At 67.9% G+C, this 24,464-nt stretch carries 25 protein-coding genes and 1 tRNA gene; 10 read left to right on the forward strand and 16 right to left on the reverse strand.

The genetic code is table 11. The annotated features are described in order from the left end of the window. Nucleotides 1-65: 65 nt before the first annotated feature. The 7 genes from ABD017_RS14325 to ABD017_RS14355 all read right to left on the reverse strand — a co-directional run bounded on the left by ABD017_RS14325 (nucleotide 66) and on the right by ABD017_RS14355 (nucleotide 9,611). Nucleotides 66-794: a UDP-2,3-diacylglucosamine diphosphatase gene (locus ABD017_RS14325; protein ID WP_343883450.1), complete on the reverse strand. Its 729-nt coding sequence runs from the start codon at nucleotides 792-794 to the stop codon at nucleotides 66-68. Between the two features lie 6 nt (nucleotides 795-800). Beyond that, on the reverse strand, nucleotides 801-1,514 hold the full coding sequence (locus ABD017_RS14330; protein WP_343883776.1) for a peptidylprolyl isomerase: 714 nt from the start codon (nucleotides 1,512-1,514) through the stop codon (nucleotides 801-803). A 403-nt stretch (nucleotides 1,515-1,917) separates the two neighbouring features. Next, nucleotides 1,918-3,435 (reverse strand): Ppx/GppA phosphatase family protein, encoded by a 1,518-nt coding sequence (locus ABD017_RS14335; RefSeq protein WP_343883452.1) that lies wholly within the window; start codon nucleotides 3,433-3,435, stop codon nucleotides 1,918-1,920. A 67-nt stretch (nucleotides 3,436-3,502) separates the two neighbouring features. Next, the gene (gene ppk1 / locus ABD017_RS14340; RefSeq protein ID WP_343883454.1) at nucleotides 3,503-5,596 is read right to left on the reverse strand and encodes a polyphosphate kinase 1; all 2,094 of its coding nucleotides are present in this window, start codon (nucleotides 5,594-5,596) and stop codon (nucleotides 3,503-3,505) included. An 89-nt stretch (nucleotides 5,597-5,685) separates the two neighbouring features. Continuing rightward, nucleotides 5,686-6,915, reverse strand: a complete 1,230-nt coding sequence (phoR, locus tag ABD017_RS14345) for a phosphate regulon sensor histidine kinase PhoR (protein WP_343883456.1) — start codon at nucleotides 6,913-6,915, stop codon at nucleotides 5,686-5,688. 34 nt (nucleotides 6,916-6,949) lie between these two features. Next, the gene (gene phoB, locus ABD017_RS14350; protein WP_343883457.1) at nucleotides 6,950-7,639 is read right to left on the reverse strand and encodes a phosphate regulon transcriptional regulator PhoB; all 690 of its coding nucleotides are present in this window, start codon (nucleotides 7,637-7,639) and stop codon (nucleotides 6,950-6,952) included. Between the two features lie 337 nt (nucleotides 7,640-7,976). Further along, a complete protein-coding gene (locus tag ABD017_RS14355) occupies nucleotides 7,977-9,611 on the reverse strand; it encodes a M48 family metalloprotease (protein ID WP_343883458.1) in 1,635 nt (544 codons plus the stop codon). Nucleotides 9,612-9,751: 140 nt separating this feature from the next. Here ABD017_RS14355 and grxC point away from each other — a divergent pair, with 140 nt between their 5' ends. From grxC to ABD017_RS14370, 3 genes are all read left to right on the forward strand, one after another. Further along, nucleotides 9,752-10,015 (forward strand): glutaredoxin 3, encoded by a 264-nt coding sequence (gene grxC, locus ABD017_RS14360; RefSeq protein ID WP_343883459.1) that lies wholly within the window; start codon nucleotides 9,752-9,754, stop codon nucleotides 10,013-10,015. Nucleotides 10,016-10,056: 41 nt separating this feature from the next. After that, nucleotides 10,057-10,398 (forward strand): carboxymuconolactone decarboxylase family protein, encoded by a 342-nt coding sequence (locus tag ABD017_RS14365; RefSeq protein ID WP_343883777.1) that lies wholly within the window; start codon nucleotides 10,057-10,059, stop codon nucleotides 10,396-10,398. 153 nt (nucleotides 10,399-10,551) lie between these two features. Beyond that, entirely contained in the window at nucleotides 10,552-11,565 is a 1,014-nt protein-coding gene (locus tag ABD017_RS14370) for an isocitrate dehydrogenase (RefSeq protein ID WP_343883460.1), read from the forward strand. A 60-nt stretch (nucleotides 11,566-11,625) separates the two neighbouring features. Here ABD017_RS14370 and ABD017_RS14375 read toward each other — a convergent pair whose 3' ends face one another. From ABD017_RS14375 to ABD017_RS14400, 6 genes are all read right to left on the reverse strand, one after another. Continuing rightward, nucleotides 11,626-12,084 (reverse strand): carboxymuconolactone decarboxylase family protein, encoded by a 459-nt coding sequence (locus tag ABD017_RS14375; RefSeq protein WP_343883461.1) that lies wholly within the window; start codon nucleotides 12,082-12,084, stop codon nucleotides 11,626-11,628. Between the two features lie 44 nt (nucleotides 12,085-12,128). Further along, on the reverse strand, nucleotides 12,129-13,055 hold the full coding sequence (sigJ, locus tag ABD017_RS14380; RefSeq protein ID WP_343883462.1) for an RNA polymerase sigma factor SigJ: 927 nt from the start codon (nucleotides 13,053-13,055) through the stop codon (nucleotides 12,129-12,131). Nucleotides 13,056-13,112: 57 nt separating this feature from the next. Further along, complete coding sequence (locus ABD017_RS14385; RefSeq protein WP_343883463.1) at nucleotides 13,113-14,066, reverse strand: aspartyl/asparaginyl beta-hydroxylase domain-containing protein; 954 nt, start codon at nucleotides 14,064-14,066, stop codon at nucleotides 13,113-13,115. 145 nt (nucleotides 14,067-14,211) lie between these two features. Continuing rightward, on the reverse strand, nucleotides 14,212-15,591 hold the full coding sequence (locus ABD017_RS14390; protein ID WP_343883464.1) for a PhoH family protein: 1,380 nt from the start codon (nucleotides 15,589-15,591) through the stop codon (nucleotides 14,212-14,214). 103 nt (nucleotides 15,592-15,694) lie between these two features. Further along, nucleotides 15,695-16,156, reverse strand: coding sequence for a peroxiredoxin (locus ABD017_RS14395; RefSeq protein WP_343883465.1), 462 nt, complete (start codon nucleotides 16,154-16,156; stop codon nucleotides 15,695-15,697). Between the two features lie 96 nt (nucleotides 16,157-16,252). After that, the gene (locus ABD017_RS14400; RefSeq protein WP_425543743.1) at nucleotides 16,253-16,819 is read right to left on the reverse strand and encodes a glycine cleavage system transcriptional repressor; all 567 of its coding nucleotides are present in this window, start codon (nucleotides 16,817-16,819) and stop codon (nucleotides 16,253-16,255) included. A 113-nt stretch (nucleotides 16,820-16,932) separates the two neighbouring features. Here ABD017_RS14400 and dapA point away from each other — a divergent pair, with 113 nt between their 5' ends. Continuing rightward, complete coding sequence (gene dapA, locus ABD017_RS14405) at nucleotides 16,933-17,826, forward strand: 4-hydroxy-tetrahydrodipicolinate synthase (protein ID WP_343883466.1); 894 nt, start codon at nucleotides 16,933-16,935, stop codon at nucleotides 17,824-17,826. A 48-nt stretch (nucleotides 17,827-17,874) separates the two neighbouring features. Next, on the forward strand, nucleotides 17,875-18,459 hold the full coding sequence (locus tag ABD017_RS14410) for a hypothetical protein (protein ID WP_343883467.1): 585 nt from the start codon (nucleotides 17,875-17,877) through the stop codon (nucleotides 18,457-18,459). Nucleotides 18,460-18,523: 64 nt separating this feature from the next. On the opposite strand, the gene fdxA is transcribed toward ABD017_RS14410, so the two are convergent. Both fdxA and ABD017_RS14420 read right to left on the reverse strand, forming a co-directional pair. Next, nucleotides 18,524-18,847: a ferredoxin FdxA gene (fdxA, locus tag ABD017_RS14415; RefSeq protein ID WP_343883468.1), complete on the reverse strand. Its 324-nt coding sequence runs from the start codon at nucleotides 18,845-18,847 to the stop codon at nucleotides 18,524-18,526. A 177-nt stretch (nucleotides 18,848-19,024) separates the two neighbouring features. Beyond that, nucleotides 19,025-19,100: transfer RNA gene (locus tag ABD017_RS14420), tRNA-Glu, on the reverse strand. Nucleotides 19,101-19,287: 187 nt separating this feature from the next. Between ABD017_RS14420 and pcnB the strand changes: the two genes are divergently transcribed. The 5 genes from pcnB (at nucleotide 19,288) to panD (ending at nucleotide 23,352) form a co-directional block, all read left to right on the forward strand. Next, nucleotides 19,288-20,643 (forward strand): polynucleotide adenylyltransferase PcnB, encoded by a 1,356-nt coding sequence (gene pcnB / locus ABD017_RS14425; RefSeq protein WP_343883469.1) that lies wholly within the window; start codon nucleotides 19,288-19,290, stop codon nucleotides 20,641-20,643. Beyond that, a complete protein-coding gene (gene folK / locus ABD017_RS14430) occupies nucleotides 20,640-21,116 on the forward strand; it encodes a 2-amino-4-hydroxy-6-hydroxymethyldihydropteridine diphosphokinase (protein WP_343883470.1) in 477 nt (158 codons plus the stop codon). Before pcnB ends, folK begins: the two co-directional genes overlap by 4 nt. A 53-nt stretch (nucleotides 21,117-21,169) precedes the next feature. Next, a complete protein-coding gene (gene panB / locus ABD017_RS14435; RefSeq protein ID WP_343883471.1) occupies nucleotides 21,170-22,000 on the forward strand; it encodes a 3-methyl-2-oxobutanoate hydroxymethyltransferase in 831 nt (276 codons plus the stop codon). 17 nt (nucleotides 22,001-22,017) lie between these two features. Beyond that, the gene (gene panC / locus ABD017_RS14440; RefSeq protein WP_343883472.1) at nucleotides 22,018-22,863 is read left to right on the forward strand and encodes a pantoate--beta-alanine ligase; all 846 of its coding nucleotides are present in this window, start codon (nucleotides 22,018-22,020) and stop codon (nucleotides 22,861-22,863) included. 99 nt (nucleotides 22,864-22,962) lie between these two features. Next, the gene (gene panD, locus ABD017_RS14445) at nucleotides 22,963-23,352 is read left to right on the forward strand and encodes an aspartate 1-decarboxylase (protein ID WP_343883473.1); all 390 of its coding nucleotides are present in this window, start codon (nucleotides 22,963-22,965) and stop codon (nucleotides 23,350-23,352) included. A gap of 10 nt (nucleotides 23,353-23,362) precedes the next feature. Here panD and queG read toward each other — a convergent pair whose 3' ends face one another. After that, nucleotides 23,363-24,436: a tRNA epoxyqueuosine(34) reductase QueG gene (queG, locus tag ABD017_RS14450; protein ID WP_343883474.1), complete on the reverse strand. Its 1,074-nt coding sequence runs from the start codon at nucleotides 24,434-24,436 to the stop codon at nucleotides 23,363-23,365. Between the last annotated feature and the right edge of the window lie 28 nt (nucleotides 24,437-24,464).

A 24,464-nucleotide genomic window follows, 5' to 3' on the forward strand; every position in this document is an offset into this window, starting at 1 on the left:
CGTATGCGCAAGGTGATGCCATTCGGCTCGCGGCCAGCTGGCGCAAACGCGCTGCCGCGGGTGGTTCACTCGGCGCTCAGGCCGTGCAGCGTGGCGCCGCTTGCGTCGACCTTCAGTACCGAGCCGTGCTCGTACCAGTCGCCCAGCACGATGCGCTCGGCGGCGCGGCCATCCAGCGCGAACCGGTGCACGGCGGGGCGATGGGTGTGGCCGTGGATCAGCCGCGTCACGCCGGCCTTGCGCATGGCCTCGGCGACCGCGTCGGCGTTCACGTCCATGATCGTTTCCATGGTGCTGCCAGTGTGGGCACGGCTGTCCTCGCGTGCCTTGGCGGCGAACGCGCGGCGCGCGTCCAGCGGCATCGACAGGATCTGCGCCTGCCATTGCGGCGTGCGCACCTGCTTGCGCACCGCCTGGTAGGCCACGTCGTCGGTGCACAGCACGTCGCCGTGCATCAGCAAGGTGGGCTGGCCGTGCACGGTGTGCACGGTGCCGTCGTCCAGCAGGTCGAAGCCGGCGCGGCGGGCGAAATCCTGGCCCAGCAGGAAATCGCGATTGCCGACCATGAAGTACACCGGCACGCCCGCGTCGCGCACGCCGCGGATGGCGCGGGCGATGCGAGCGGGAAGCTCGGCATCGTCATCGTCGCCGATCCAGGCTTCCACCAGGTCGCCCAGGATGTACAGCGCGTCGGCCTGGCGTACCTCGTCGCTGGCCAGGTAGCGCTCGAACAGTTCGGTGATGTGCGGGCGCGACGGGTCCAGGTGCAGGTCGGCGATGAACAGGGTGGTCATTGCCGATCAGCCCCTGGCGCGTTTGGCGGCTTTCTTTTCCCCGGCCGTGGATGGTTTGGCGGGTGCCGCCTTGGCCGGCGCGGCCGTGCTGGCCGACGCGGGCGACTCCTCGCCGATCACATGGGCCTCTTCGATCACCACCAGCGGATTGGGCACGTCGCCCGCGAACGGTCCCAGCGCGCGGGTGGGCAGCGCGGCGATCTTGTCGACCACGTCCATGCCCTTGACGACCTTGCCGAACACCGCGTAACCCCAGGTCAGGCCGCTCTGGCTGCCCACGAAATCCAGGCGGCGGTTGTCGACCAGGTTGAAGAAGAACTGGGCGGTGCCGGAGTTGGGATCGGCGCCGCGCGCCACCGCCACCGTGCCACGCAGGTTGGACAGGCCGTTGTCCGCCTCGCTGGCCACCGCCGGGCGCGTGCGCTTGGGCTGCAGGTCGCGGGTGTACAGGCCGCCCTGCACCAGATAGCCGGGAATGGCCCGGTGCAGCAGAGTGCCGTTGTAGAAGCCGTCGCGCACGTACTGCAGGAAATTGGCCACGCTTTTCGGCGCCTTGTCCGGGTACAGCTCCAGCGTGATGTCGCCCTGGGAGGTCTGCAGCAGCACCTGCGGCGGCGCGGCGGTTTCGGCCGTTTCCCCGGCCGGCGCGGGCTTGGCTTGTTGGGCCTGCGACGACAGCGGCAGGATCAGAAGCAGGGCGGCGAGCAGGGTCTTGAGCATGGGCATCAGGATGTCGAGGAGTGCCGGCCATGATACGCGGCGGGGCGGGCGCGGACATGCGCGAAGAAAGAAGGAGGGTGCCTCAGTGGGCGGGGAAGATCAAAAGCGCACCCCTCCCCAGCCCTCCCCTGCGAGCAGGGGAGGGAGATGTACTCCTCCCCCTGCGCGCAGGGGGAGGCTGGGAGGGGGTTGCATGGGCTGGCGGCAAGATCAAAAGCGCACCCCTCCCCCAGCCCTCCCCTGCGGGCAGCGGAGGGAGATGTACTCCTCCCCCTGCGTGCAGGGGGAGGCTGGGAGGGAGTTGCATGGGCTGGCGGGGAAGATCAACAGCGCACCCCTCCCCAGCCCTCCCCTGCAAGCAGGGGAGGGAGCATGGGCGTGTGCAGGAGAGGAGCAAAGCCGGTCAGCGGCGGGTGATTTCCAGCGTGAGGCCCAGTTCCGCCATCGGCGCCTGCTCGTGCTGCAGGTCGGCCTCGCTCAGCGGGTGCTGTTCGAGCCAGTCGACGGGAAGGGCCAGCCGCAGGCGCTGGCGAGTGGCGTTCAGGCGCATCGGCGGCAGCGACTCGGCGCGGCGGGCGCGGCGGAACAGCACGGCCAGTCGCAGCAGCGCGGTGATATGGCGCGCCAGCTGGCGATAGCGCTGCGGCAGCGCGGAAATCACCGCCTTGTCCGGCTTGCGCCGATGCAGTTCGACCACCGCGGCCAGCAGTTGCTGCTCCTGCCGCGAGAAACCGGCCAGGTCGGCGTGACGCAGGATGTAGGCGCCGTGGTGATGGTGCTGGCTGTGTGCGATGGCCAGGCCGATCTCGTGCACGCGCGCCGCCCAGGACAACCACTCGCGCGCGTCGGCGGCGAGCTTCCAGGGTTTGGCCGCCTGGTCGAACAGGTTGAGTGCGGTCGCCTCCACGCGCCGCGATTGGGCGCGGTCGACGCCGTAGCGGGCGGCCAGGGCGTCGATGCTGGCGGTGCGCGGATCGTCGCCGCCGGCGCGGCCCAGCAGGTCCCACAGCACGCCCTCGCGCATTGAGCTTTCGCAGACCTGCAGGCGCTCGATGCCCAGCGCGGCGAACGCGGCCTCGAACACCACCAGGCCGCCGGCGATCACCGGCACACGTTCCTCGACCAGCCCGGGCAGCTTGATCGCGCTGATGCTGCCCTGTTCGAGCAGCACCTCGCGCAGCGAGTCCAGCGCCGCAGGCGTGATGCCGTCGTCGGAGAACTTCATCGCCTGCACCACCGCGCCGATCGACTTGGCGGTACCCGACGAACCAAAGGCATCGCGCCAGCCCGATTCGCGGAAGTCCTCGGCAAACTGCTGCAGCAGCACGCCGATGTCGCTGGTGGCGCGCTGCCAGCGCTTGCGGGTGAGCTTGCCGCCGGGAAAGAAGCGCAGGGTGGAGGCGATGCAGCCGGCCTGCACGCTCTCGGTGTGCAACGGCGCCAGGCCGCGGCCGATGATGAACTCGGTGCTGCCGCCGCCCACGTCGATCACCAGCCGCGGTTCGCGCGAGGCGGGCAGGTCGTGCGCGGCGCCGAGGAAGATCAGCCGGCCCTCCTCGCGGCCGGAGACGATCTCGATCGGGTGCCCCAGCGCCGCCTCGGCCGCGGTCAGGAAAACCTGCGGCGACGCCAGCCGGCGCACGGTGTTGGTGGCCACTGCGCGCACCCGCAGTGCGGGCAGCCCGGCGATGCGCTGGCCGAAACGGGCCAGGCAGGCCAGCGCGCGGGTGCGGTGGGCGGCATCGAGCGAGCCGTCCGCGCGCAGGCCGGCGGCCATGCGCACGGTATCGCGCAGGCGGTCGATCACGCGCGGCTCGCCGTGTTCGACCCGGGCCACCACCATGTGGAAACTGTTGGAACCCATGTCCACCGAGGCGATCAGCTCGCCGTCGCGAATGGGGCTTTGTTCCGCCGGGCTCAAGCGCGTACTCCGTGGGTTGCCGGGGGCGCATTCTCGCATGCCGATGGCGCGGTGCAGCAATGACCCTTCATGCGCAGAACCGCTGCAGCAGGGCGCGCTGGGCACTGTAGGGTGGATCGTCGCCCGGCTCGGCGCGCACGTAGTGGCCGTCGCTCTGCAGCAGCCAGGCCTGGGTGTTGTCGGCCAGGCCGTTGGCCAGCGTCTCCTCGAACACGCGGGCGGCCAGGTCCGGATCGAGGATGGGGAAGGCGATCTCGATGCGGCGCATCAGGTTGCGCTCCATCCAGTCGGCGCTGGCGCAGTACAGCTCGGGATCGCCGTCATTGGCGAACCAGTACACGCGGCTGTGCTCCAGGAAGCGGCCCACGATCGAGCGCACCCGGATGCGTTCGGAAATGCCGGGCAGCCCCGGCCGCAAGGTGCAGGCGCCGCGCACGATCAGGTCGATCTCCACGCCGGCCTGCGAGGCGCGGTACAGCGCCGCGATCACCCGCGCGTCGTTCAGCGCGTTGAGCTTGGCCACGATGCGGGCGGGGCGGCCGGCGCGGGCGTGTTCGGTTTCGCGCGCGATCTTCGCCACCACGCCGGGGTACAGCGTGAACGGCGAATGCAACAGCCGTTTCAGCTCGATCACCGGACCCAGGCCGGACAGCTGCTGGAACACCTTGTGCAAGTCCTCGCCGATTTCCGGGTTGGCGGTCATCAGGCCGATGTCGGTGTATACGCGGCTGTTGCCCTGGTGGTAGTTGCCGGTGGACAGGTGCGCGTAGCGGCGCAGCACGTCGCCCTCGCGGCGCACGATCAGCAGCATCTTGGCGTGCGTCTTGTAGCCCACCACGCCGTAGACCACCTGCACGCCGGCTTCCTGCAGCCGCGTGGCCAGGTGGATGTTGGCCGCCTCGTCGAAACGCGCGCGCAGTTCGATCACCACGGTCACGTCCTTGCCGTGGCGTGCCGCCTCCACCAGCAGATCCACCAGCGGCGTGTCCTCGCCGGCGCGGTACAAGGTCTGCTTGATCGCCAGCACCTGCGGGTCGACCGAGGCCTGGCGCAGCAGGTCCACCACCGCACCGAAGCTCTGGTACGGGTGGTGCAGCAGCACGTCGTGCTGCGCGATCAGCTCGAACTTGTTGTGGCTTGCTTCCAGTGCGGGCGGGAGTTGCGAGACGAAATGCGGAAACTTCAGTTCGGGCCGGTCGACCCACTCGTAGATCATGCCCGCGCGGATGATGTTGACCGGGCCGTCGCAACGGTAGACGTCCGCTTCCTCCAGCTGGAAGTTGCGGGTGAGCATGGCGGTGATCGACTTCGGACAATCGTCGGCGACCTCCAGTCGCACCGGCCGCGCATAGCCGCGGCCGAGCAGCTCCTCGCTCAACGCCAGCGCCAGGTTCTCGATCTCCGCCTCCTCCACCATCAGCTCGCTGTTGCGGGTGACGCGGAACTGGTACGAGCCGACCACCTTGAAACCGGGAAACATGAGGTCGACGAAGGCCTGCAGCAATTCGGCCAGAAACACGAAATTGTCGCCCTCGCCGCAGACTTCATCGGGCAGGCGGATGATCCGCGGCAGCGAGCGCGGCGCCCGCACCAGCGCCATGTGGCCCTCGTGGCCGAACGCGTCGCGGCCCTTCAGCACCACCGCGATGTTCAGCGTCTTGTTGAGGATGCGCGGGAACGGATGCGACGGGTCCAGCCCCAGCGGCGACAGCACCGGCAGCACCTCGTGCTCGAAATAGCCCTGCAGCCAGCGGCGCTGGCGCGGCTCCCATTGCTGGCGGGTGAGGATGTGGATGCGCGCCGCATCGAGTTGCGGGCTGAGCTGCTCCTGCCAGGTGGCGTATTGCAGCGCCACCAGGTCCAGCACCCGGCTGCGGATGCGCGACAGCAGTTCGCCCGACAGCAGGCCATCGGGCCCCGGCGCGGCCGAGCCATAGGCGTGGTGATGCTTGAGCATCGCCACGCGCACCTCGAAGAATTCGTCCAGGTTGCTGGCCACGATGCTGAGGTAGCGCAGGCGCTCCAGCAGCGGCACGGTGGCGTCCCGCGCCATCGCCAGCACCCGGAAGTTGAATTCCAGCGCGGCCAGCTCGCGGCTGAAAAACAGCTCGGGAGCGGACAGTTCCACGTCGGCGGCAACAGGGGAAGTTTGATCGCGCATGCGTGCATTCTGGCCCATGTGCCGGCGCGGCACATCCAGGCCACCCGCTTGCGCCTGCAGCGGCTTTCGCGGCGGCGGATCGCCGCGCATCAGGCCGGCTCGGGCGGCAGCAGGCGGGCGTGGCCGAAATGGCAGGAAAAAGTGGAGCCCGCGCCCGGCGCGCTGTCGATCTGCAATCGCGCCTGATGCAGGTTCAGCACATGCTTGACGATGGACAGGCCCAGGCCGGTGCCGCCGGTTTCGCGCGAGCGGCTCGAGGACACGCGGTAGAACCGCTCGGTGAGGCGTGCCAGGTGCGTGGCGGAAATGCCGAAGCCGGTGTCACTGACCGAATAGGCCGCGCCCTCGGGCGTGCGCTGCCAGCGGATCGTGATGCTGCCGCCGGCCGGGGTGTACCGCACCGCGTTGCTGACCAGGTTGGACAGCGCGCTGTGCAAATCGCGCGGCGAACCGAGCAGGTCCAGCGCCGCGGTGGACTCCAGCGTGATCCGGTGGCGCCCCTGGCTCAGCGCCAGCGCTTCCTTGTGCACGATGGCCAGCAGGGCGGCCATCGGCACGCGCTCGTCGGTGACGTCCTGCTGGGTTTCCAGCCGCGACAGGGTGAGCAGGTCTTCCACGATCTGGCCCATGCGCCGCGATTGCGCGCGCATCTCGGCCAGTACCGGGGCCAGTTCGGGCACGTCGTCGGGATCGAGCAATTCGAGATAGCCGTGGATCACCGTCAGCGGCGTGCGCAGTTCGTGCGATACGTTGGCCACGAAATCGCGGCGGATCTGTTCGAGCCGGTTGATGTGGCTGACGTCGCGCGCCAGCAACAGCTGCTGGCGCTCGCCGAACGGCAGCAGGTCGATGCTGAGCAGGCTGTCCGCGTGTCCGGGAGCGGCGATCTCGTGCAGCCGTTCGGCGGCGCCCGGCTCCAGGCATGCGGCCAGTTCGGTGCCGGCCATGCGCTCGGGCCAGCGCGCCCCGCGGTCGGCCGGTCGATGCAGGCCCAGCAGCGTTTCGGCGGCGCGGTTGAACCAGCGTATGCGCTGGTCGTGATCCAGTATCACCACCGCGTCGGGCCACTGGCGCGCGGTGGCACGCAAGTCGCGCAGATGGGCGGCCAGTCGTCGCGACTTGCGTGCCGCGAAAGCCTCGACGCCGATCGGCTGGCGTGCCGATCGGTGGATGTGGACCAGCAACGCGGCGATCTCGACGATCGCGGCCAGGGCGATTCCGGCTGCCACGCGCCCCGCCAGCCAGCCGCCCAGCGCGCCCGCGCCCAGGCCGGCAAGGAGCAGGGCGCGTAGCTGCCAGGAAGGTTTCGTGGAAAACATCGCGCGCTTCATTCCGGTGGTGCGGACGCCGTCGTCAGGCGCGGGTGGAGAAACGGTAGCCGCTGCCGCGCACCGTCTGCACCAGGTCGTCCAGCTTCCACGGCTCCAGCGTCTTGCGCAGGCGGCGGATGTGCACGTCGACCGTGCGCTCCTCCACGTAGACGCTGCCGCCCCACACGTGATCCAGCAACTGCGCGCGCGAGTAGACGCGCTCGGCGTGGGTCATGAAGAAATGCAGCAGGCGGTATTCGGTGGGCCCGATCGGCACCGGATCGTCGCCGGCAAACACGCGGTGCGCGGGGCCGTCGATGCGCAGCCCGCCGCCCTCGAGCATGCCGTCGCCGTCGTCGCCCTGGCTGCGGCGCAGGACCGCCTTGATGCGGGCGATCAGTTCGCGGGTGGAAAACGGCTTGACCACATAGTCGTCCACGCCGGCCTCGAGACCGTTGACGCGATCCAGCTCCTCGCCGCGCGCGGTGAGCATGATGATCGGTATCTCGCGGCTCAGCTCTTCCCTGCGCCAGCGCCGCGCCAGTTCCAGCCCGCTGGTGCCCGGCAGCATCCAGTCCAGCAGGATCAGGTCGGGCACCCGTTCGGCGATCGCCAGCTGCGCCTCGCGCGCATCGCCGGCCAGGGCCGCTTCCATTCCGGCCTTGCGCAGGGCGAAGGCCACCATGTCGCGAATGGATGCTTCATCTTCGACGATGAGTATGCGTTTGTGCACGGTTCGGCCGGTGGCTTGTGACGGGGATATTTCAGGGGATGAATGTTACGTGGGGATGACAGAACGCGGGGAAACATTGCGGTCGGCTGTAATCGCTGCACCGTAGCGCCGAAAAGCACCGTAATCCCCTCTCCCCTGCGGGGAGAGGGTTGGGGAGAGGGGGCCGGTGCTTGCGGGGAAGATCGGTAATGCAGCTTTTCGGCATCGTGTACAGCATCGTTGTGGCCTCCCCGCGGCGTGTCCCCCTCTCCCAACCCTCTCCCCGCAGGGGAGAGGGGATTACGGTGCCTTCGGCCTTCCGCGTGTGTCGGCTCGCTCGAGGACTCCCCGCTTTGCCCTACCGGTCGCCTTCCGGCCGGTCCGCCGTCTGGATCTTGCGCTTGTGCAATTCCAGCACCAGCGGCGTGAGTTCGGCGATGCGGGCCTGGATGCGGACGCGGGCGTAGTAGTCCAGGTCGTCGCGCTTGAGCAGGCGCTTGAGTTGTTCCATCGCGTCGAAGGGGCGCCCCGAGTAGTAGCTGGCGTCGGCGAACGCCTCGCCCGCGCGCTCGGTATCGCCGGCCTTCTCGCTGGCGCGGGCATAGGCAGTGTAGAGCTGGGGCTCCACCGCGTTGCTCAGCAGCGGACGCAGCAGTTCCGCGGCCGTGGCCGCCTGGGCCGGCGAGCCGCCGGTGGTGAGAGCCTGGGCGTAGGCCAGCGCCACCGCGCGATTGCGGGGCGAGCGCAGGTTGAGTTTTTCGTAGAGCGCCAGCGCGGCGGCGCGCTGGCCGGCCTGGAAGTGCGCCTCCGCCATGGCCAGCTGCAGGATGAGGTTGTCCGGCTGTTTTGCGATCAGCGGCTGCAACTGCGCGATGGCCTGGGTGCCATCGCCACTGCGCGTGAGCGCCAGGGCGTAGCCATAGCGCGTCGCGAGCGTGTCGAAGCCGGGCCTGTCGAAACTGGCGCGGTACTGCAGCGCTTCCTTGGAAGCGTCGCCGGTCAGCACGCGCAGGCGCTCGCGCATCAGCGCATAGGTCTGGCCGCGCTCCTGCGCCGACGGGTCGAACAAGGTGGTGACGTCGCGCACGAACGGAATCGGCGCCGTGGTGGCTTCCCAATGACTCTTGACCAGGGTGCTGCCGCTCGGACGCAGCTTCTGCGCGGCGATCAGGCCGCCAGCGCGCGATTTCGCGTCGCTGATGCGATCGGAGGTCACCGGGTGATCCTGCAGCATGCTCGGCGTATTGCCGATGCCGCCCGCGTTGGCGCTGAGCACGTCCTGCATGTGCGAGAAGAAACCGGCCATGCCGCGCGGATCGAAGCCCGCGTTGGCGAGGGTCTGGATGCCGGTGCGATCGGCCTCGATCTCGTCCTTGCGGGTGAAATTGATCGACCGTTGCGCGATCAGCCCCTGGCCGCCGGCCAGCACCGCCATCGGCGCGTCGCCGGTGTTGTTGGCGGCGCCGGCGGCCAGCGCGCCCAGCAGCACCAGCGCCATCAGGGGAGCGTCCTTGCGGGAGGCCTCGAACGCGCGCTGCAGGTGGTTCTGCGTGATGTGGCCGATCTCGTGCGCGATCACGCCGGCCAGTTCGCTCTCGCTGCGGGTGATCGCCACCAGGCCGGCGTTCACCGCCACGTAGCCCCCCGGCGCCGCAAAGGCGTTGATCTCCGGGTCCTTGACCACGAAGAACGAGAAATGCTCGTCCGGCTTGGCGCAGGCGGCCACCAGCCGGAAGCCCAGGTCGTTGATGTAATCGTCCACCAGCGGATCGTCGACCACCATGTCCAGCGCACGCATCTGGCGCAGCATGGAGGCGCCATAGGCCTGGGCTTCCTGCTTCGAGATCAGCGCATTCGCCGAACTGCCCAGGTCCGGCAGGCGAACGTTGTCCTGCGCCATCGCGATCGGCGCAAGGCAGGCCGTGCCGCACAGCAAGGCGCGGATCAGGGCGGACAGGAGACGTGGAGTGCGGTGGCGGGCTGGCATGGTCATCAGGAGGCGACAATATCATTCAGACCGCGCGCCGCGGGCGCGGTTCGCGTCACCGGGGCCGGCCGATACATGCTTGATTTGGCTTTCGCGCGGACGCATGTGTGGGCTGAACCATTCTGACCGTCCCCCGGAGCGCCGCCATGCCGAAGATCGAGATCTATTCCACCGCCGTCTGCCCTTACTGTGTCGCAGCCAAGAACCTGCTCAAGTCGAAAGGGCTGGAGTGGCAGGAAGTGCGTGTCGACACCGACCCGGCGCAGCGCGATGCGATGCTCCAGCGCAGCGGCGGGCGTCGTACCGTGCCGCAGATCTTCATCAACGACGAGCACGTCGGTGGCTTCGATGACCTGGTCGCCGCCGACCGCAGCGGCAAGCTGGCGCAGCTGCTGGGTGACGCCGCGTGAGCGAGGATCGCCTGGCCGAATTCACCGCCTTCCGCCAGCGCATGAACGAGCGGATCCTGGCCGAGGACAACCAGGTGGTCCGGCGCTTCTTCGCGCTGGACACGCAGACCTACAAGCCCGGCGCGCTGGACGTGAAGACCAAGGAGATGCTGGGCCTGGTCGCGTCGCTGGTGCTGCGTTGCGACGACTGCATCAGCTACCACGTGGCCCAGTGCAAGGAAGCCGGCGTGCAGCGGGATGAGTTCTTCGAGGTGTTCAGCGTTGGCCTGGTGGTGGGTGGATCGATCGTGATCCCGCACCTGCGCCGCGCCGTCGACCTGCTCGACCAGCTGGAGCAGGGCAGCGCCGACACCGGCGCCACGAGTTGTCCCGACCACGCCTGACCCTGCGGGATCATGCAACGCTGCGTGCGAGTATTTTCAAGGCGCTGCGCCTGCTTCGCGCTGGTGGCGGCCACTCCTATCGGCGATAATCGATGGGTTTCGCGCGACGTTCGGTCCGGATGTCGCGTATCCCCATTCGAAGGAGTTTCCCCCATGAGCAACACAATCGCGGTGATCCCGGGCGACGGTATCGGTCCCGAGATCATGACCGCCACCTTGCGCGTGCTCGATGCGCTGGACTGCGGCCTGAAGTACGACTTCGTCGACGCCGGCATGGTCGCGCTGGACAAGCACGGCGATCTGCTACCGAAGGCCACGCTGGACAAGATCGCCGAGCACAAGGTGGCGCTGAAAGGCCCGCTGACCACGCCGATCGGCGGCGGCTTCACCTCGGTCAACGTGACCCTGCGCCGCCACTTCGACCTGTACGCGAACGTGCGCCCGGCGGTGAGCTTCCCCGGCACGAAATCGCGCTACGAGAACATCGACATCATCACCGTGCGCGAGAACACCGAGGGCGCCTACCGCTCCGAAGGGCAGACGCTGTCGGAAGATGGTGAGATCGCCGAGTCGGTCGCGCGCAACACCCGCAAGGGCAGCAGCCGCATCGTGCGTTACGCGTTCGAGCTGGCGGTGAAGAAGGGCCGCAAGAAGGTCACCGCCGTGCACAAGGCGAACATCCTGAAGACCAGCTCGGGCCTGTTCCTCAACGTGGCGCGCGAGATCGCGAAGGATTACCCGCAGATCGAGTTCAACGAGATGATCGTGGACAACACCTGCATGCAGCTGGTGATGCGCCCCGAACAGTTCGACGTGATCGTCACCACCAACCTGTTCGGCGACATCCTGTCGGACCTGTGCGCCGGCCTGGTCGGCGGCCTGGGCCTGGCGCCGGGCGACAACATCGGCGAGCACGCGGCGATCTTCGAGGCCGTGCACGGCTCGGCGCCGGACATCGCGGGCAAGGGCATCGCCAACCCGTGCGCGCTGCTGCTGGCCGCCGCCGACATGCTCGACCACCTGGACATGGTGGCCAAGGGCGACAAGCTGCGCCAGGCGATCCGCGACACCATGACCAACGACCGCGACAGCGTGACGCCGGACATCGGCGGCAAGGGCAGCACCGACAGTTTTGCCGACGCGATCGTCAAGCGCGTCAAGGGCTGACCGTCGGCGCCAGCGACACGCAAGGCCGCGGTGTCGCCCGCGGCCTTGTCGTTTCCGGCGTCAGTGCGCGGCGGGCTTGTAGTGGCCGCCTTCGGTGCGCACGGCGATGTTGAGACGGTTCCAGCTGTTGATCAGGCCGACCAGCAGGGTCAGGTCGATCACCGCGGCCTCGTCGAGGTGCTGGCGCAGCTGCGCGTACAGCGCGTCGGATACCGATTCATGCGAGGGCAGTTCGGTGAGCTCCTCGGCGAAGGCCAGTGCGGCCTGCTCGCTCTCGCTGAACAGCCGGGTCTCGCGCCAGGCGGGGAGCAGGTACAGGCGTTGCTCGGTTTCGCCGGCGGCGCGGGCGTCCTTGCTGTGCATGTCCAGGCAGAAGGCGCAGCCGTTGATCTGCGAACAGCGCATCAGCACCAGTTCGACCAGCTTGGCGTCGAGGTGGCCGCGCGCGCGGATCTCCTGGCCTAGCGTGAGCAGCGGCTGCATGGCGGCGTAGTGGCGCTGGATGGAAATGCGGGTCATGGAAAACTCCTGATGTCGGTAGGGCGATGGCCGCGGCGGGCCATTCACTGCAAGGACGCGCCGGCCGCCCGGTTCGTTACCGTGGCGGCGAGGCGCGCCAGCTTGCCCGGGTGGCGCAGAGCGTGGATGGCGCGAATGTGCTCGCCGTCGCCCTCGATCCAGATCACCGTGGTCAAGGTGTCGCCCGACCAGGCCAGCAGGGCGGGCGCGCCGTTCAGCGTCAGCGCGGTATAGCGCAGGGGCTGCAGGCGGGTGTTGTGGGCGATCTGCAGATACAGCCGAGCCAGTCGGTCGGCGCCGTGCAACGCATGCAGGGTGGCGGTGACCACGCCGCCGCCGTCGCTGATGTGAACGGCATCCTCGGCAAACAGCGCACGCAGCGAATCCAGGGTGGGATGCTCCATCGCCGCCACGAAACGCTGCAGCAGGCGCTGCTGCGCCCGCGCGTCCACGTTGAAGCGCGGGCGATCCTCGCGCAGCCTCGCCCTGGCGCGATGCACGCGCTGGCGGCAGGCGTTCTCGGCGATGCCCAGGATGGCTGCGGCCTCGGCGTGGCTGTAGTCGAACACCTCGTTGAGCAGGAAGGCGGCGCGCTCGTCCGGGCCCAGCCGTTCGAGCAGGGTGAGGAAGGAGAGCGTGAGGGTCTGGTCGCGCTGCAGCGCCGTCTCCGGCGTGTCGCCGCCAGTGGCGGCCGCGGGCGCGGGATCGTCCACCAGCGGCTCGGGCAGCCACGGCCCGGCGTAGTGCTCGCGTTCGGTCTTCGCCCGGCGCAGCCGGTCCAGCGCGATGCGCGTGGTGACGGTGACCAGCCAGGCCTCCGGATCATCCAGCGCCGAGGTGTCCTGCGCGTGCCAGCGCAACCAGGCATCGTGCAGCACGTCCTCGGCGTCGGCTGGCGTGCCCAGCATGCGGTAGGCCAGGCCGAACAGGCGGGGTCGGTGTTGCTGGAACAGGGCCGTTTGTTGATCCATCGGACGCTCCGGAAGTTGACCGAGCCAGGACGCGCCGCTACCGCCAGACGTGACCGCTCACCGGAACAAGGGCCAGGGCGCCAGGAAGATCAACCACAGCAGGAGCAGGATGCCGATGTACTTGCCCGCCTTGTACAGCTTGCGATGCCGGCGCTTGAACTCGACCTTCCAGCGGTGGGTGGCGCCCTTGCGCTGGCTGAGCGCGTAGAGGCGGTTCACGAAGCCGGTCTTGTCGGCGCCGGTGTCGCTGTTGGGCGAGGCCGTGATCTTGCCCATGAACGCGCCCACGCGGTGGTTGATCGCGCTCATCCAGCGCGTGCGCAGCGGGCGCTCCACGTCGGCGAACAGGATCACCCGGGTCTGGTCGGTCTTGTTCTCCACCCAATGCACGAAGGTCTCGTCGAACACCACGTCCTTGCCGTCGCCCCAGGCGTGTTCTTCACCATCGACGAAGATGCGGCAATCGCGCGAGTTCGGCGTGATCAGGCCCAGGTGGTAGCGCAGCGAGCCGGCGAACGGGTCGCGATGCGGGTTGAGCTTGCTGTTGGGGGCCAGCGTGGCGAACATCGCCGCCTTGATGCCGGGGATGGCGTTGAGCAGTTCCACCGTCTTCGGGCACAGGGCCTGCGCCGAAGGCAGCGGCTCGCCGTACCACTTCAGGTAGAAGCGCTTCCAGCCTTGCTTGATGAAGCTGTTGAAGCTGGCGTCATTGTTCGCCGTGGTGCCGCGGATATGGCCGGCATCGGTGAGGTGCAGCGCCTCGTCGCGGATGGTTTGCCAGTTGGCCTGCAGCAGGTCCAGCTCCGGAAAGCCGCGGCGGTCCAGGATGGGTTTCGCGGGCACCGCCGAGAACGCGTACATCAGCAGGTTGTACGGCGCGAACACCGCCGAGTGGTCCACCAGCTGGCGATCGAAACGCAGCCGCACGCGCCCGCGCAGGTGCACCAGCAGCACGCACAGCACGAAGAAAACGAAGACGGCAAGCAGGATGAGACGGGGGGTGAGGATCATGGCGGTGTTCGGCGGGTCAGGCGGAGGCGCCGGCTCATTCTATCGCCTGGGAAGCGAGTGAAGAGGAGTGAGAACTGAGTAAAAGCGAAGTGCACGGCGCTTCTGCTTTCACTCACTTCTCACTTCTCCCCACTCACTCCTCGCCTTAAAGCGTTTCTGCCGCAAAATCCGCCAGCCGCGACCGTTCGCCCCGACGCAAGGTGACATGCGCCGAATGCTCCCATTGCTTGAAGCGGTCCACCGCGTAGGTGAGGCCGGAGGTGGTTTCGGTGAGGTAGGGCGTGTCGATCTGCTCGACGTTGCCCAGGCAGACGATCTTGGTGCCGGGGCCGGCGCGGGTGATCAGGGTTTTCATCTGCTTCGGGGTGAGGTTCTGCGCCTCGTCGATGATCAGGTAGCGCGACAGGAAGGTGCGCCCGCGCATGAAGTTCAGCGAGCGGATCTTGATGCGCGAGGCGAGCAGGTCGTTGGTGGCCTGGCGGCCCCAGCTGCCGCCGTCCTCCGGATTGGCCAGCACTTCGAGGTTGTCGGTGAGCGCGCCCATCCACGGCGTCATCTTTTCCTCCTCGGTGCCGGGCAGGAAGCCGATGTCCTCGCCCACGCTCACCGTGGCGCGGGTCATGATGATCTCGCGGTAGCGCTGCTGGTCCATCACCTGCGCCAGGCCGGCGGCCAGCGCCAGCAGGGTCTTGCCGGTGCCGGCATTGCCGAGCAGGGTGACGAAGTCGATGTCCGGGTCCATCAGCGCATTGAGCGCGAAGTTCTGCTCGCGGTTGCGCGCGCCGATGCCCCAGACGTGGTGGTTGGCATGCGAGTGGTCGTCCAGCAGCACCAGGGTCGCGGTGTCCTCGCCCACTTCCATCACGCGCAGCTCGATGCCGCCTTCGCCGGGCATGTACAGGCATTGGTTGGGATACCACTCCTCGCTCTCGTGGCGGTCGAGGCGGTAATAGGTGCGGCCGCGCTCGGTCCACGACTCGACTTCGGGGTGCTGCTCCCAGAAATCCTCCGGCAAGGCCTCCACGCCGGTGTAGAGCAGCGAGAAATCGTCCAGTGCGCGATCGTTCTCGTAATCCTCCGCGGTGATGCCCTGGATGCTGGCCTTGATCCGCAGGTTGATGTCCTTGGTGACCAGGATCACCGCGCGATCCGGATGCTGCTCGCGCAGTTCGATCACCGCGGCCAGGATCTGGTTGTCGGCCTTGCCGTGGCCGTTGCTGACGCGCTGCTGGAAATACAGCCGGCCCACCGCCGATCCGCGCTTGAGCTTGACTCCTTCGGGGTTGCTCAGTTCCAGCCCGTCGGCCAGGTCGTGCTGCTTGCCGCGCTCGATCAGCTCGTTGAGAAAGCGGCTGACCTGGCGGCCGTTGCGCGACACCTCCGAGGCGCCCTTCTTTTTCTCGTCCAGTTCCTCCAGCACGGTCATCGGGATGAAGACGTCGTGTTCCTCGAAGTGGAACAGCGAGGTCGGGTCATGCAGCAGGACGTTGGTGTCCAGGGCGTAGATGCGCTTGCTTCCGGTCATGCGGAAGAATCCTCGCGGGTGGTGGGAGAGGGATCGCGATGCTGCGGTCGCGGGCGGAGACGCGTGGCGTGCCACGCGGAAAGCAACGAGGCGGGGTGTGCGCTCACGCGGTCGGGATGGCGTCGAGCACTTCCTGCGCGTGGCCGGCGACTTTCACCTTGCGCCACTCGCGCGCCAGCCTGCCGTCGGGGTCGATCAGGAAGGTGCTGCGCACCACGCCCATGTGGCGCTTGCCGTACAGCACCTTCTCGTGGATCACGTCGAATGCCTTGCACCAGGTTTCGTCCGGGTCGGATACCAGCGGAAACGGCAGCGCCTGCTTTTCCGCAAACCTGGCATGCGAGGCGGTGGTGTCGCGCGACACGCCAACGATTTGCGCATTGCGCTGGCGGAACTGCGGATGGAGGTCGCGGAAATCCTGCGCCTCGGTAGTGCAACCGGGGGTGCTGTCCTTCGGGTAGAAGTAGAGGACGACCCATTGGCCTTTCAGCGCGGCCAGTTTCAGTGGTTCACCGGTGCCGGTGGGGCCGGTGAGCGGTGGTGTTTTCTTGCCGATTTCGGGCATGGACGCTCCATCGCGGCGACGGCCGCATGGGCGAAGACTAGCGCTTGCGGCGCAGCGGATGACAGGCCTTGCCAGCGCCGGTGGATCGCGCCATCCTCAGAACTTCACCGGGTCCATGATCGCGTCCAGATTCAGCCCATCGCACAGCTCGAGAAAGTCGTCGCGCAGCGCTGCGATGTGGATTTCCGACGGAATGCCGATGGTGAACTGGGCCTGGAACATTTCCGCCCCGGTCTGCATGGCCTGGTAGCGGGTGGAGTTGAGCTGCTCCACGCTGATCCCGTGCTGGCTGAAGAATTCCACGATGCGCGCCACGATGCCGGGCCGGTCGGCCGCCACCACTTCGACCAGATACGGCAACAGGTGCGAACTGTTCGCACGCGGCCGGGTGCGGTAGTGCACCAGCCGCAGGCTCTCGTCGCGGGCCAGCTTGGTCAACGCCGATTCCAGCTTGGCCAGCGCGTCCCAGGCCCCGGTGGCCAGCAGCATCAGCGAGATTTCGGTGCCGATCGTCGACACCCTCGCCTCGGCCAGGTTGCAGCCGGCATCGGCAATGCGGCGTGCCAACGTCAGCAACGGCGACTGCAGTGCCGGCGTCAGTACCTGGATCAGCAACTGCTCGTCGACACCCGCGCGGGCGGGGGAAGCGGAAGAAGATTTCAAGAGATTTGCCCGTGGGAAGTCCGCATGATGCGGGATGACTCCGTTCGAGCTTACTTGCCCGTCCAGCGAGCCCGCAAGTAACATACACGGCTGATTGCCGGGCGGGACTTGTCTTGAACATTCGTGGAAGCATCTGTGCGTTGGTCACCCCGTTTGCCGCCGATGGCGCGGTCGATCTGGCGGCGTTCGGCCGCTTGCTCGACTATCAATTGGCGGGCGGTACGCAGGGCGTGGTGGTGGCCGGTTCCACCGGCGAAGCACACATGCTGGAGCCCGAGGAATTCGACCGCCTGCTGGCGTTCGCCGTTCGTCATGTGAACGGCCGGGTGCCGGTGATCGCCGGCACCGGCGAAGCGGGCACGGCCAAGACGGTGGCGGCCACGCGGCGCGCGCAGGCGCTTGGCGCCGATGCGGCGTTGGTGGTGGTGCCTTATTACGTGCGTCCGACCCAGGAAGGCATGCGCCGCCATTTCCTGGAGGTTGCCGACCACGGCGGCCTGCCGCTGCTGCTCTACAACGTTTCCATCCGCACCGCCTGCGACATGCTGCCCGAGACCGTGGCGCTCCTGCGCGACCATCCGGCGATCATCGGCATCAAGGAAGCCCGCGGCGATGCCGAACGCATCCGCGCGCTTGCGGAACTTGCGGGCGAGAATTTCGTCTACCTGTCCGGTGACGACGCTACCGCGACCGACGCCATGCTTGCCGGGGCGAACGGCACCGTCTCGGTGGTGGCCAACCTGGCGCCCAAGGCGTTTCGTGAACTGTGCGATACGGCGGTCGGCGGCGACAGGGAAGCGGCGGCGCGTTGCCTGGCAAACCTGGAGCCGTTGCTGAAGGCGCTCAACTGCGCGCCCAACCCGATCGCGGTCAAGGCGGGGCTGCCGGAACTGGGTCTTGGCTTGGCGTTGCCGCGGTTGCCGCTTGTCGAATTGAACGAAGGCCCGGAACGTGCCCGACTGCGCCAAGCACTGTCCAGTCTGGCATCCTTGGCCACTGCTGCCTGACGCGCTGCGGCGTCGCGGCGGCCCGATCCTTCCACGGAATCCCACTACATGAAGAAAACTTCGCTCCTCGTCACCGTGCCCGCGCTTGCCCTCTGCGGTTTGCTGCTCGCCGGTTGCGGCATGTTCCGCTCGCACAAGGCATGGGAGACCGCCGTGCAGGAATCGCCGCTGGAGATTCCGCCGGGCCTGGATACGCCCTCGGCCACCGCGGCGCTGAACATCCCGCCGCCCGGCGCCAACCAGCCGACCGCCAACGGTGCCAGGGCGACCGTCGGCGCGGCCGCCGGCGAGGTCTCGGACGGCTTCATCGCCGAAGGCCCCATCGATTCGGTCTACCAGAAGGTCGGCCGGTTGCTGCAGGAGGGCAAGGCGGGCCAGGTGGTCGCCCAAGACGATGCCGCGCACAGCTACACGGTTGCCGTTACCGGCGTGTCCGGGAAGAAGAGGGGTTTCTTCGGCCGCATGTTCCACCGCGAGAAGCGCAACGATGCCACCGCGTCGGGCGGGGCGGCGCAGCAAGTCGTGGTGACCGTCGGCGACAGCGGCACCTACGGCAGCGAAGTCCGCGCCAAGGGCCGCGTCAACGCGGTGGGCAAGGTCATCGACGCGCTGAAGAAGGAGCTGGTGCGATAAGCCCGGCGAAACGCCATGAAAAAAGCCGCCCAGGGGCGGCTTTTTTCATGGTGCATGGTCAGCGTCAGCGCTGCAGCAGCGGCAGCTTGTCCGGCTTGCCGTCCCATTCGCTGGCGTCGGCGGGGGCGTCCTTCCGTTCGGTGATCACCGGCCAGCCGCGGGCCAGCTCCGCGTTGAGCGCCACGAACGCCTCCTGCCCGGCTGGCACGTCGTCCTCGGGATAGATCGCGTTGGCGGGGCACTCGGGCTCGCACAGCGTGCAATCGATGCAGTCGTCGGGGTCGATGGCGAGAAAATTGGGGCCTTCGCGAAAGGCATCGACCGGGCAAACTTCAACGCAGTCGGTGTACTTGCACTTGATGCAGTTGTCGACGACGACGAAAGTCATGAACGCTAGTCTGCTTTGAATGGAGCGGCGATCGAACCGTCGAGCCGTGTGCGACCGAACGCTCTTGCGGAGAGTGCGGCCATGGATGACCGCTTCTGGTCTGGCCAACGCCAAGCTTGGCCGGGTTGCCGGAATCCTTCCCGACAACGGCAATCACGGAAGATTGCACAAGTAAATTGGTGCTCCCTACGAGGTTCGAACTCGTGTTCCCGCCTTGAGAGGGCAGTGTCCTGGACCACTAGACGAAGGGAGCGTTCTCTTGCGAGGCGCGCTAGTATAGCGAAATTGTTTCGGGCGGCAATGCCCTGCCGCCGGTCAATCGTCCACGCCGCCGCAAGCGCCTGGTTGCCGCGGCGATCAGGCATCCAATGCATCGGCGGCATCGATCGCCGTGATTGATATAGTCATCGGTGCCGCGCACCTGGAAGGATTCAGACCGCTTGAACCTCGACCAAAGAACCCACGTTCCGCCCGCGCTGACGATCATTCCGCGCGACCAGCACATCATCTCGCGCAAGAACATCAGCAAGGCGGCGTTGCGCGTGTTGTACCGCCTGAACGAGGCCGGCTACACCGCCTACCTGGTCGGCGGCGCCGTGCGCGACTTGTTGCTGGGGCTGCAGCCTAAGGACTTCGACGTAGCCACCAGCGCCACCCCCGACGAGGTAAAGCGGCTGTTTCGCAATTGCCGCCTGATCGGCCGCCGTTTCCGCCTGGCGCATGTGGTGTTCGGCCCGGAGATCATCGAGGTGGCCACCTTTCGCGGCCTTGGCGAGGAAGGCTGCGAGGGCGACCGCAGCATCGTCGACGGCCGCATCGTGCGGGACAACATCTGGGGCACGATCGAGGAGGACGCGATCCGCCGCGACTTCCGCGTCAACGCGATGTACTACGACATCAGCGATTTTTCCGTGCGCGACTACGTGGGCGGCATGCAGGACCTGCACGATCGCGTGCTGCGCCTGATCGGCGATCCGGAAACGCGTTATCGCGAGGACCCGGTGCGCATGCTGCGCGCGGCCCGACTGGCGGCCAAGCTGGAGATGCACATCGACGCGGCCGCGATGGCGCCGTTCGAATCGCTGGGCCCATTGCTGGGCGACGCCGCGCCGGCGCGCCTGTTCGACGAGTCGCTGAAGATGTTCCTGAGCGGCAACGGGCTGAAGAGCTTCCACATGCTGGAGCAGTGCGGCCTGGTGAAGTTCATGTTTCCCGCCACCGCGCGGGCGCTCAAGCGGGGCGATGCCGCGCTGCGTGCGCTGGTCGAGCACGGCCTGGCCAACACCGATGCGCGGGTGCGCGAGGGCAAGTCGGTGACACCTGCATTCCTGTTTGCGGTGTTGCTGTGGGGCGAGGTGCGCGACGTGGCGCACCAGCTGATTGGCCGTGGTATCGATCGCACCGATGCCTGGGCACGCGCGGCGGCGCAGGTGGTTGGCGAGCAGTGCCAGCGGGTGGCCATCCCGCGCCGGTTCACCTTCACGATGGAGGAGATCTGGTCGCTGCAACCGCGCTTCGAGCAAGTGCAGCGCAAGCGCGTGTTCCGCCTGATGGCGCACCCGCGTTTCCGCGCCGCCTTCGATTTCCTGCTGCTGCGCGCCGACGAGTCGCCGGCGACACTGCAACTGGGCCAGTGGTGGGCGCACGCGCAGCAGCTGCCGCCCGACGTGCTCGCCGCCGCGCTGCCGGCCGGTGGCGGCAGCGCCGCCAGCGAACCGCCCGCTGCCGCGCCCGCGGGCAAGCCGCCGCGCCCGCGGCGGCGCCGGCGCAAACCGGGCAACGCGGGATCGGCGTGACGCGGGCCTTCATTGCCCTGGGCAGCAACCTGGGTGATCCGCGCCAGCAGGTGCTCGATGCGATGGAAGCCTTGCAGGCGCTGCCGGACAGCCATGTGCTGCAGCGCTCGAAGCTGTATCGCACGCCACCTTGGGGTGTTCTCGACCAGCCGGATTTCGTCAACGCGGTGGTGGTCATCGACACCGGCCTGGCGCCGCATGCCTTGCTCGATGCCTTGCATGCAATCGAACAACAGGCCGGTCGCGTCCGCGTCCAGCGCAACGGGCCGCGCACGCTGGACCTGGATCTCCTGTACATGGATGGCGTCCAGATCGACGACACGCGGCTGACCGTACCCCATCCGCGCATCGCCGAGCGCGCCTTCGTGCTGTTGCCGCTGGCCGACGTGGCGCCGGGGCTGCCATTGCCGGCCGGTACGGTGGCGCAGCTGCTGGCGCGGATCGATATTCACGGTTGTGTAGCGCTGGCTTGAGGCAAGATCGCGATCCGCCGGATAATTGCCGTTTGATCGCCGCAGGAAGTGCCGTGTACGTACAGAATGCCGAAGCCCCGCCGCGCAAGCCGGTCACCGTGCCGGGCCTGCACGCCATGAAGGCGGCTGGCCAGCGCATCGTGATGCTTACCGCCTACGACGCGAGTTTTGCGTGGCACCTGGAAAACGCCGGCGTCGATGTCGCGCTGGTAGGCGATTCGCTGGGCATGGTGGTGCAGGGCCGCGCCAGCACCTTGCCGGTAACGCTGGACCAGATGGTCTACCACACCAGCGCCGTGGCGCGCGGCCTGTCCGCCACGATGCTGGTGGCCGACCTGCCGTTCATGGCCGACCGCGACATCGCCCACGCGATGGAGGCGGCCACGCGGCTGGTGGGCGAGGCGGGCGCGGCGATGGTGAAGATCGAGGGCGCCGCGCCGCACGTGCTGGCGATCATCGAAGCGCTGGCCGTGCGCGCGATTCCCGTCTGTGCGCACCTGGGCCTCACTCCGCAGTCGGTGCACAAGTTCGGCGGCTTCCGGGTGCAGGGGCGCGACGAGGCCGCCGCCGACCGCATCGTGGCCGAGGCGCTGGCCGTGCAGGGCGCCGGCGCCGACTTGCTGGTGCTCGAAGGCGTACCGACCGCGCTGGGCGAGCGGGTGACCGGCGCGCTGCAGATTCCGGTCGTCGGTATCGGCGCCGGCCCGCATTGCGACGGGCAGGTGCTGGTGATCCATGACATGCTGGGCATCACGCCGGGCAAGCGGCCGAAATTCAGCAAGGATTTCCTGGCCGGCAACGGCTCGATCGCCGCGGCCATCGGCGCCTACACCGCCGACGTGCGCAGCGGCGCCTTTCCCGGTCCCGAGCACTGCTTCAGCTGACTGACGGAATTTGACCCATGCAAACCGTCCAGGACGCCGCCGCGCTTCGCGCCACCATCCGGGGCTGGCGTTCGCAGGGCCAGACCGTGGGTTTCGTGCCCACCATGGGCAACCTGCACGCCGGGCACCAGTCGCTGATCCGGCTGGCGCGCGCCCGCGCCGACAAGGTGGTGGCGAGCGTCTTCGTCAACCCGACCCAGTTCGGCCCGAACGAGGATTTCGAGCGCTATCCGCGCACGCTGGCGCAGGACAGCGCCGCGTTGAGCGAGCAGGGGTGCGACCTGCTGTTTGCGCCGGAAGTGGCCACGCTCTATCCGTTTGGCCCCGCCAACAGCGTGCTGCTGCGCGTGCCGCAGATCACCACGATGCTGGAGGGCGCGCATCGGCCTGGCCATTTCGATGGCATGGCCACGGTGGTGTGCAAGCTGTTCAACCTGGTGCAGCCGGATCTGGCCGTGTTCGGCCAGAAGGATTTCCAGCAGCTGAAGGTGATCGAACGCATGGTGCGCGATCTCTCGCTGCCGATCAAAGTGGTTTCGGCGCCCATCATGCGCGCCGACGACGGCCTGGCGCTGAGTTCGCGCAACCAGTACCTGTCGCCCGAGGAGCGCAGCCGCGCGCCGTATATCCATTCCACGCTGCTGCAGATGCGCGAGCTGCTGGATGCAGGCCACGCATGGCAGGCGGTGGAGCAGGCCGCGCACGCGCGGCTGGTGCGTGCCGGTTTCGCGCCGGATTACGCGGTGATCCGCTGCGCCGACCAGCTGACCGAGCCCACCGGCCAGGCCGGCGAGCGGCTGGTGGCGCTGGTGGCGGCGCGGCTGGGTAGCACGCGACTGATCGACAACCTGCTGCTCGACTGACATCCGCCGCGGCTACCGTGCCGGGCGTCATGTTGCGACGCAGCGACGCGCGGGCCGTATAATGTCGCTTTGCGCAGCTCGCTGCTGGAAATCATCGTCATGCACCTGAACATGCTCAAGGCCAAGATCCATCGCGCCACCGTGACCCACGCGGAGTTGCACTACGAGGGTTCGATCGCGATCGACGGCGTGCTGCTCGATGCCTCGGGCATCCGCGAGTACGAGCAGATCCACGCCTGGAACGTCAACAGCGGCCAGCGCTTCGTCACCTATGCGCTGCGCGCGGAAGAGGGGTCGGGCATCATCTCGGTCAATGGCAGCGCGGCACGCAGCGCGCAGCCGGGCGATCTGGTGATCATCGCCGCGTTCGTGCAATTGAGCGAGGCGGAGCTGGAAACCTACCAGCCCACCCTGGTCTACGTGGGCGCGCACAACCGCATCAGTCACACCAATCGCGCCATCCCCAAGCAGATGGCCGGGATCTCCTGAGCCGGCCGGCCTAGCCGCGCTGCCGCGCCAGCGCCCAGGCCACATGCTCGCGCACGATCGGTGACGGATGATCGGCGCGCGCCTGCAGCGCCGCGACAATCCCGGTTGAGCGCGGCGCATTGCCCAGCGCCACCGCGATATTGCGCAGCCAGCCCTCGTAACCGGTGCGGCGGATCGCCATGCCCTCGGTGCGCTTGAGGAATTCCTGCTCGGTCCAGCCGAACAGCTCCACCAGCTTCGCGCCGTCCAGGCTGTGCCGCGGCGCGAAGTCCGGCTCGCTGGTTTCCTGCGCGAACTTGTTCCACGGGCAGACCAGCTGGCAGTCGTCGCAGCCGAAGATGCGGTTGCCCATCGGTGCGCGCAGGTCCTCGGGGATGCTGCCCTTGAGCTCGATCGTGAGATAGGAAATGCAGCGCTTCGCGTCCAGCTGATAAGGCCCGATGATCGCCTGAGTGGGGCAGACGTCGATGCAGCGCGTGCAGGTGCCGCAGTGCGCGCTGGCGGGCGGGTCGACCGGCAGCGGCAGGTCGGTGTACAGCTCGCCCAGGAAGAAATACGAACCGGCGCGGCGATTGATCAGCACCGTGTGCTTGCCGATCCATCCCAGGCCCGCGTTGCGCGCCAGCGCTTTCTCCATCACCGGCGCGGAGTCCACGTACGCCCGGTAGCCGAAGTCGCCGACCACGCCCTGGATGCGCTCGGCCAGCTTCTGCAGCCGGCTGCGCATCAGCTTGTGGTAGTCGCGGCCAAGCGCGTAGCGCGACACATAGCCCGCCTGCGCGTCACCCAGCACGTCCCAGGCGTTCGCGGTGCCCGGCGGGGTGTAATCCATGCGCACCGAGATCACCCGCTGCGTGCCTGGCTCCAGTTCCGCCGGCCGCGTGCGCTTGCTGCCATGACGGGCCATGTAATCCATGTCGCCGTGATGGCCTGCGTCGAGCCAGCGCTGCAGGTGCGCCTCGTCATCTTCCAGGTCGATGCCGCTGATGCCGGTGTTGGCGAAACCCAGCTCGTGCGCCCAACGCTTGATGTCGCGGGCCAGCGCGACGAAGTCGGTGGTGGAAGGGACGTCTGCGGCGGACATCCGGGCATTGTAGATCGTGCGCAGGTTT

It is taken from the genome of Rhodanobacter caeni (assembly GCF_039523575.1).
Classification (GTDB): Bacteria; Pseudomonadota; Gammaproteobacteria; order Xanthomonadales; family Rhodanobacteraceae; genus Rhodanobacter; species Rhodanobacter caeni.

What these genes read in the sequence shown, in the direction of transcription:
- ABD017_RS14325 (WP_343883450.1), bottom strand. Translation starts at nt 794, where the DNA reads ATGACCACCCTGTTCATCGCCGACCTGCACCTGGACCCGTCGCGCCCG.
- ABD017_RS14330 (WP_343883776.1), bottom strand. Translation starts at nt 1,514, where the DNA reads ATGCTCAAGACCCTGCTCGCCGCCCTGCTTCTGATCCTGCCGCTGTCG.
- ppk1 (WP_343883454.1), bottom strand. Translation starts at nt 5,596, where the DNA reads ATGCGCGATCAAACTTCCCCTGTTGCCGCCGACGTGGAACTGTCCGCT.
- phoR (WP_343883456.1), bottom strand. Translation starts at nt 6,915, where the DNA reads ATGTTTTCCACGAAACCTTCCTGGCAGCTACGCGCCCTGCTCCTTGCC.
- ABD017_RS14355 (WP_343883458.1), bottom strand. Translation starts at nt 9,611, where the DNA reads ATGACCATGCCAGCCCGCCACCGCACTCCACGTCTCCTGTCCGCCCTG.
- grxC (WP_343883459.1), top strand. Translation starts at nt 9,752, where the DNA reads ATGCCGAAGATCGAGATCTATTCCACCGCCGTCTGCCCTTACTGTGTC.
- ABD017_RS14365 (WP_343883777.1), top strand. Translation starts at nt 10,057, where the DNA reads ATGAACGAGCGGATCCTGGCCGAGGACAACCAGGTGGTCCGGCGCTTC.
- ABD017_RS14370 (WP_343883460.1), top strand. Translation starts at nt 10,552, where the DNA reads ATGAGCAACACAATCGCGGTGATCCCGGGCGACGGTATCGGTCCCGAG.
- ABD017_RS14375 (WP_343883461.1), bottom strand. Translation starts at nt 12,084, where the DNA reads ATGACCCGCATTTCCATCCAGCGCCACTACGCCGCCATGCAGCCGCTG.
- sigJ (WP_343883462.1), bottom strand. Translation starts at nt 13,055, where the DNA reads ATGGATCAACAAACGGCCCTGTTCCAGCAACACCGACCCCGCCTGTTC.
- ABD017_RS14385 (WP_343883463.1), bottom strand. Translation starts at nt 14,066, where the DNA reads ATGATCCTCACCCCCCGTCTCATCCTGCTTGCCGTCTTCGTTTTCTTC.
- ABD017_RS14390 (WP_343883464.1), bottom strand. Translation starts at nt 15,591, where the DNA reads ATGACCGGAAGCAAGCGCATCTACGCCCTGGACACCAACGTCCTGCTG.
- ABD017_RS14395 (WP_343883465.1), bottom strand. Translation starts at nt 16,156, where the DNA reads ATGCCCGAAATCGGCAAGAAAACACCACCGCTCACCGGCCCCACCGGC.
- ABD017_RS14410 (WP_343883467.1), top strand. Translation starts at nt 17,875, where the DNA reads ATGAAGAAAACTTCGCTCCTCGTCACCGTGCCCGCGCTTGCCCTCTGC.
- fdxA (WP_343883468.1), bottom strand. Translation starts at nt 18,847, where the DNA reads ATGACTTTCGTCGTCGTCGACAACTGCATCAAGTGCAAGTACACCGAC.
- panC (WP_343883472.1), top strand. Translation starts at nt 22,018, where the DNA reads ATGCAAACCGTCCAGGACGCCGCCGCGCTTCGCGCCACCATCCGGGGC.
- panD (WP_343883473.1), top strand. Translation starts at nt 22,963, where the DNA reads ATGCACCTGAACATGCTCAAGGCCAAGATCCATCGCGCCACCGTGACC.
- queG (WP_343883474.1), bottom strand. Translation starts at nt 24,436, where the DNA reads ATGTCCGCCGCAGACGTCCCTTCCACCACCGACTTCGTCGCGCTGGCC.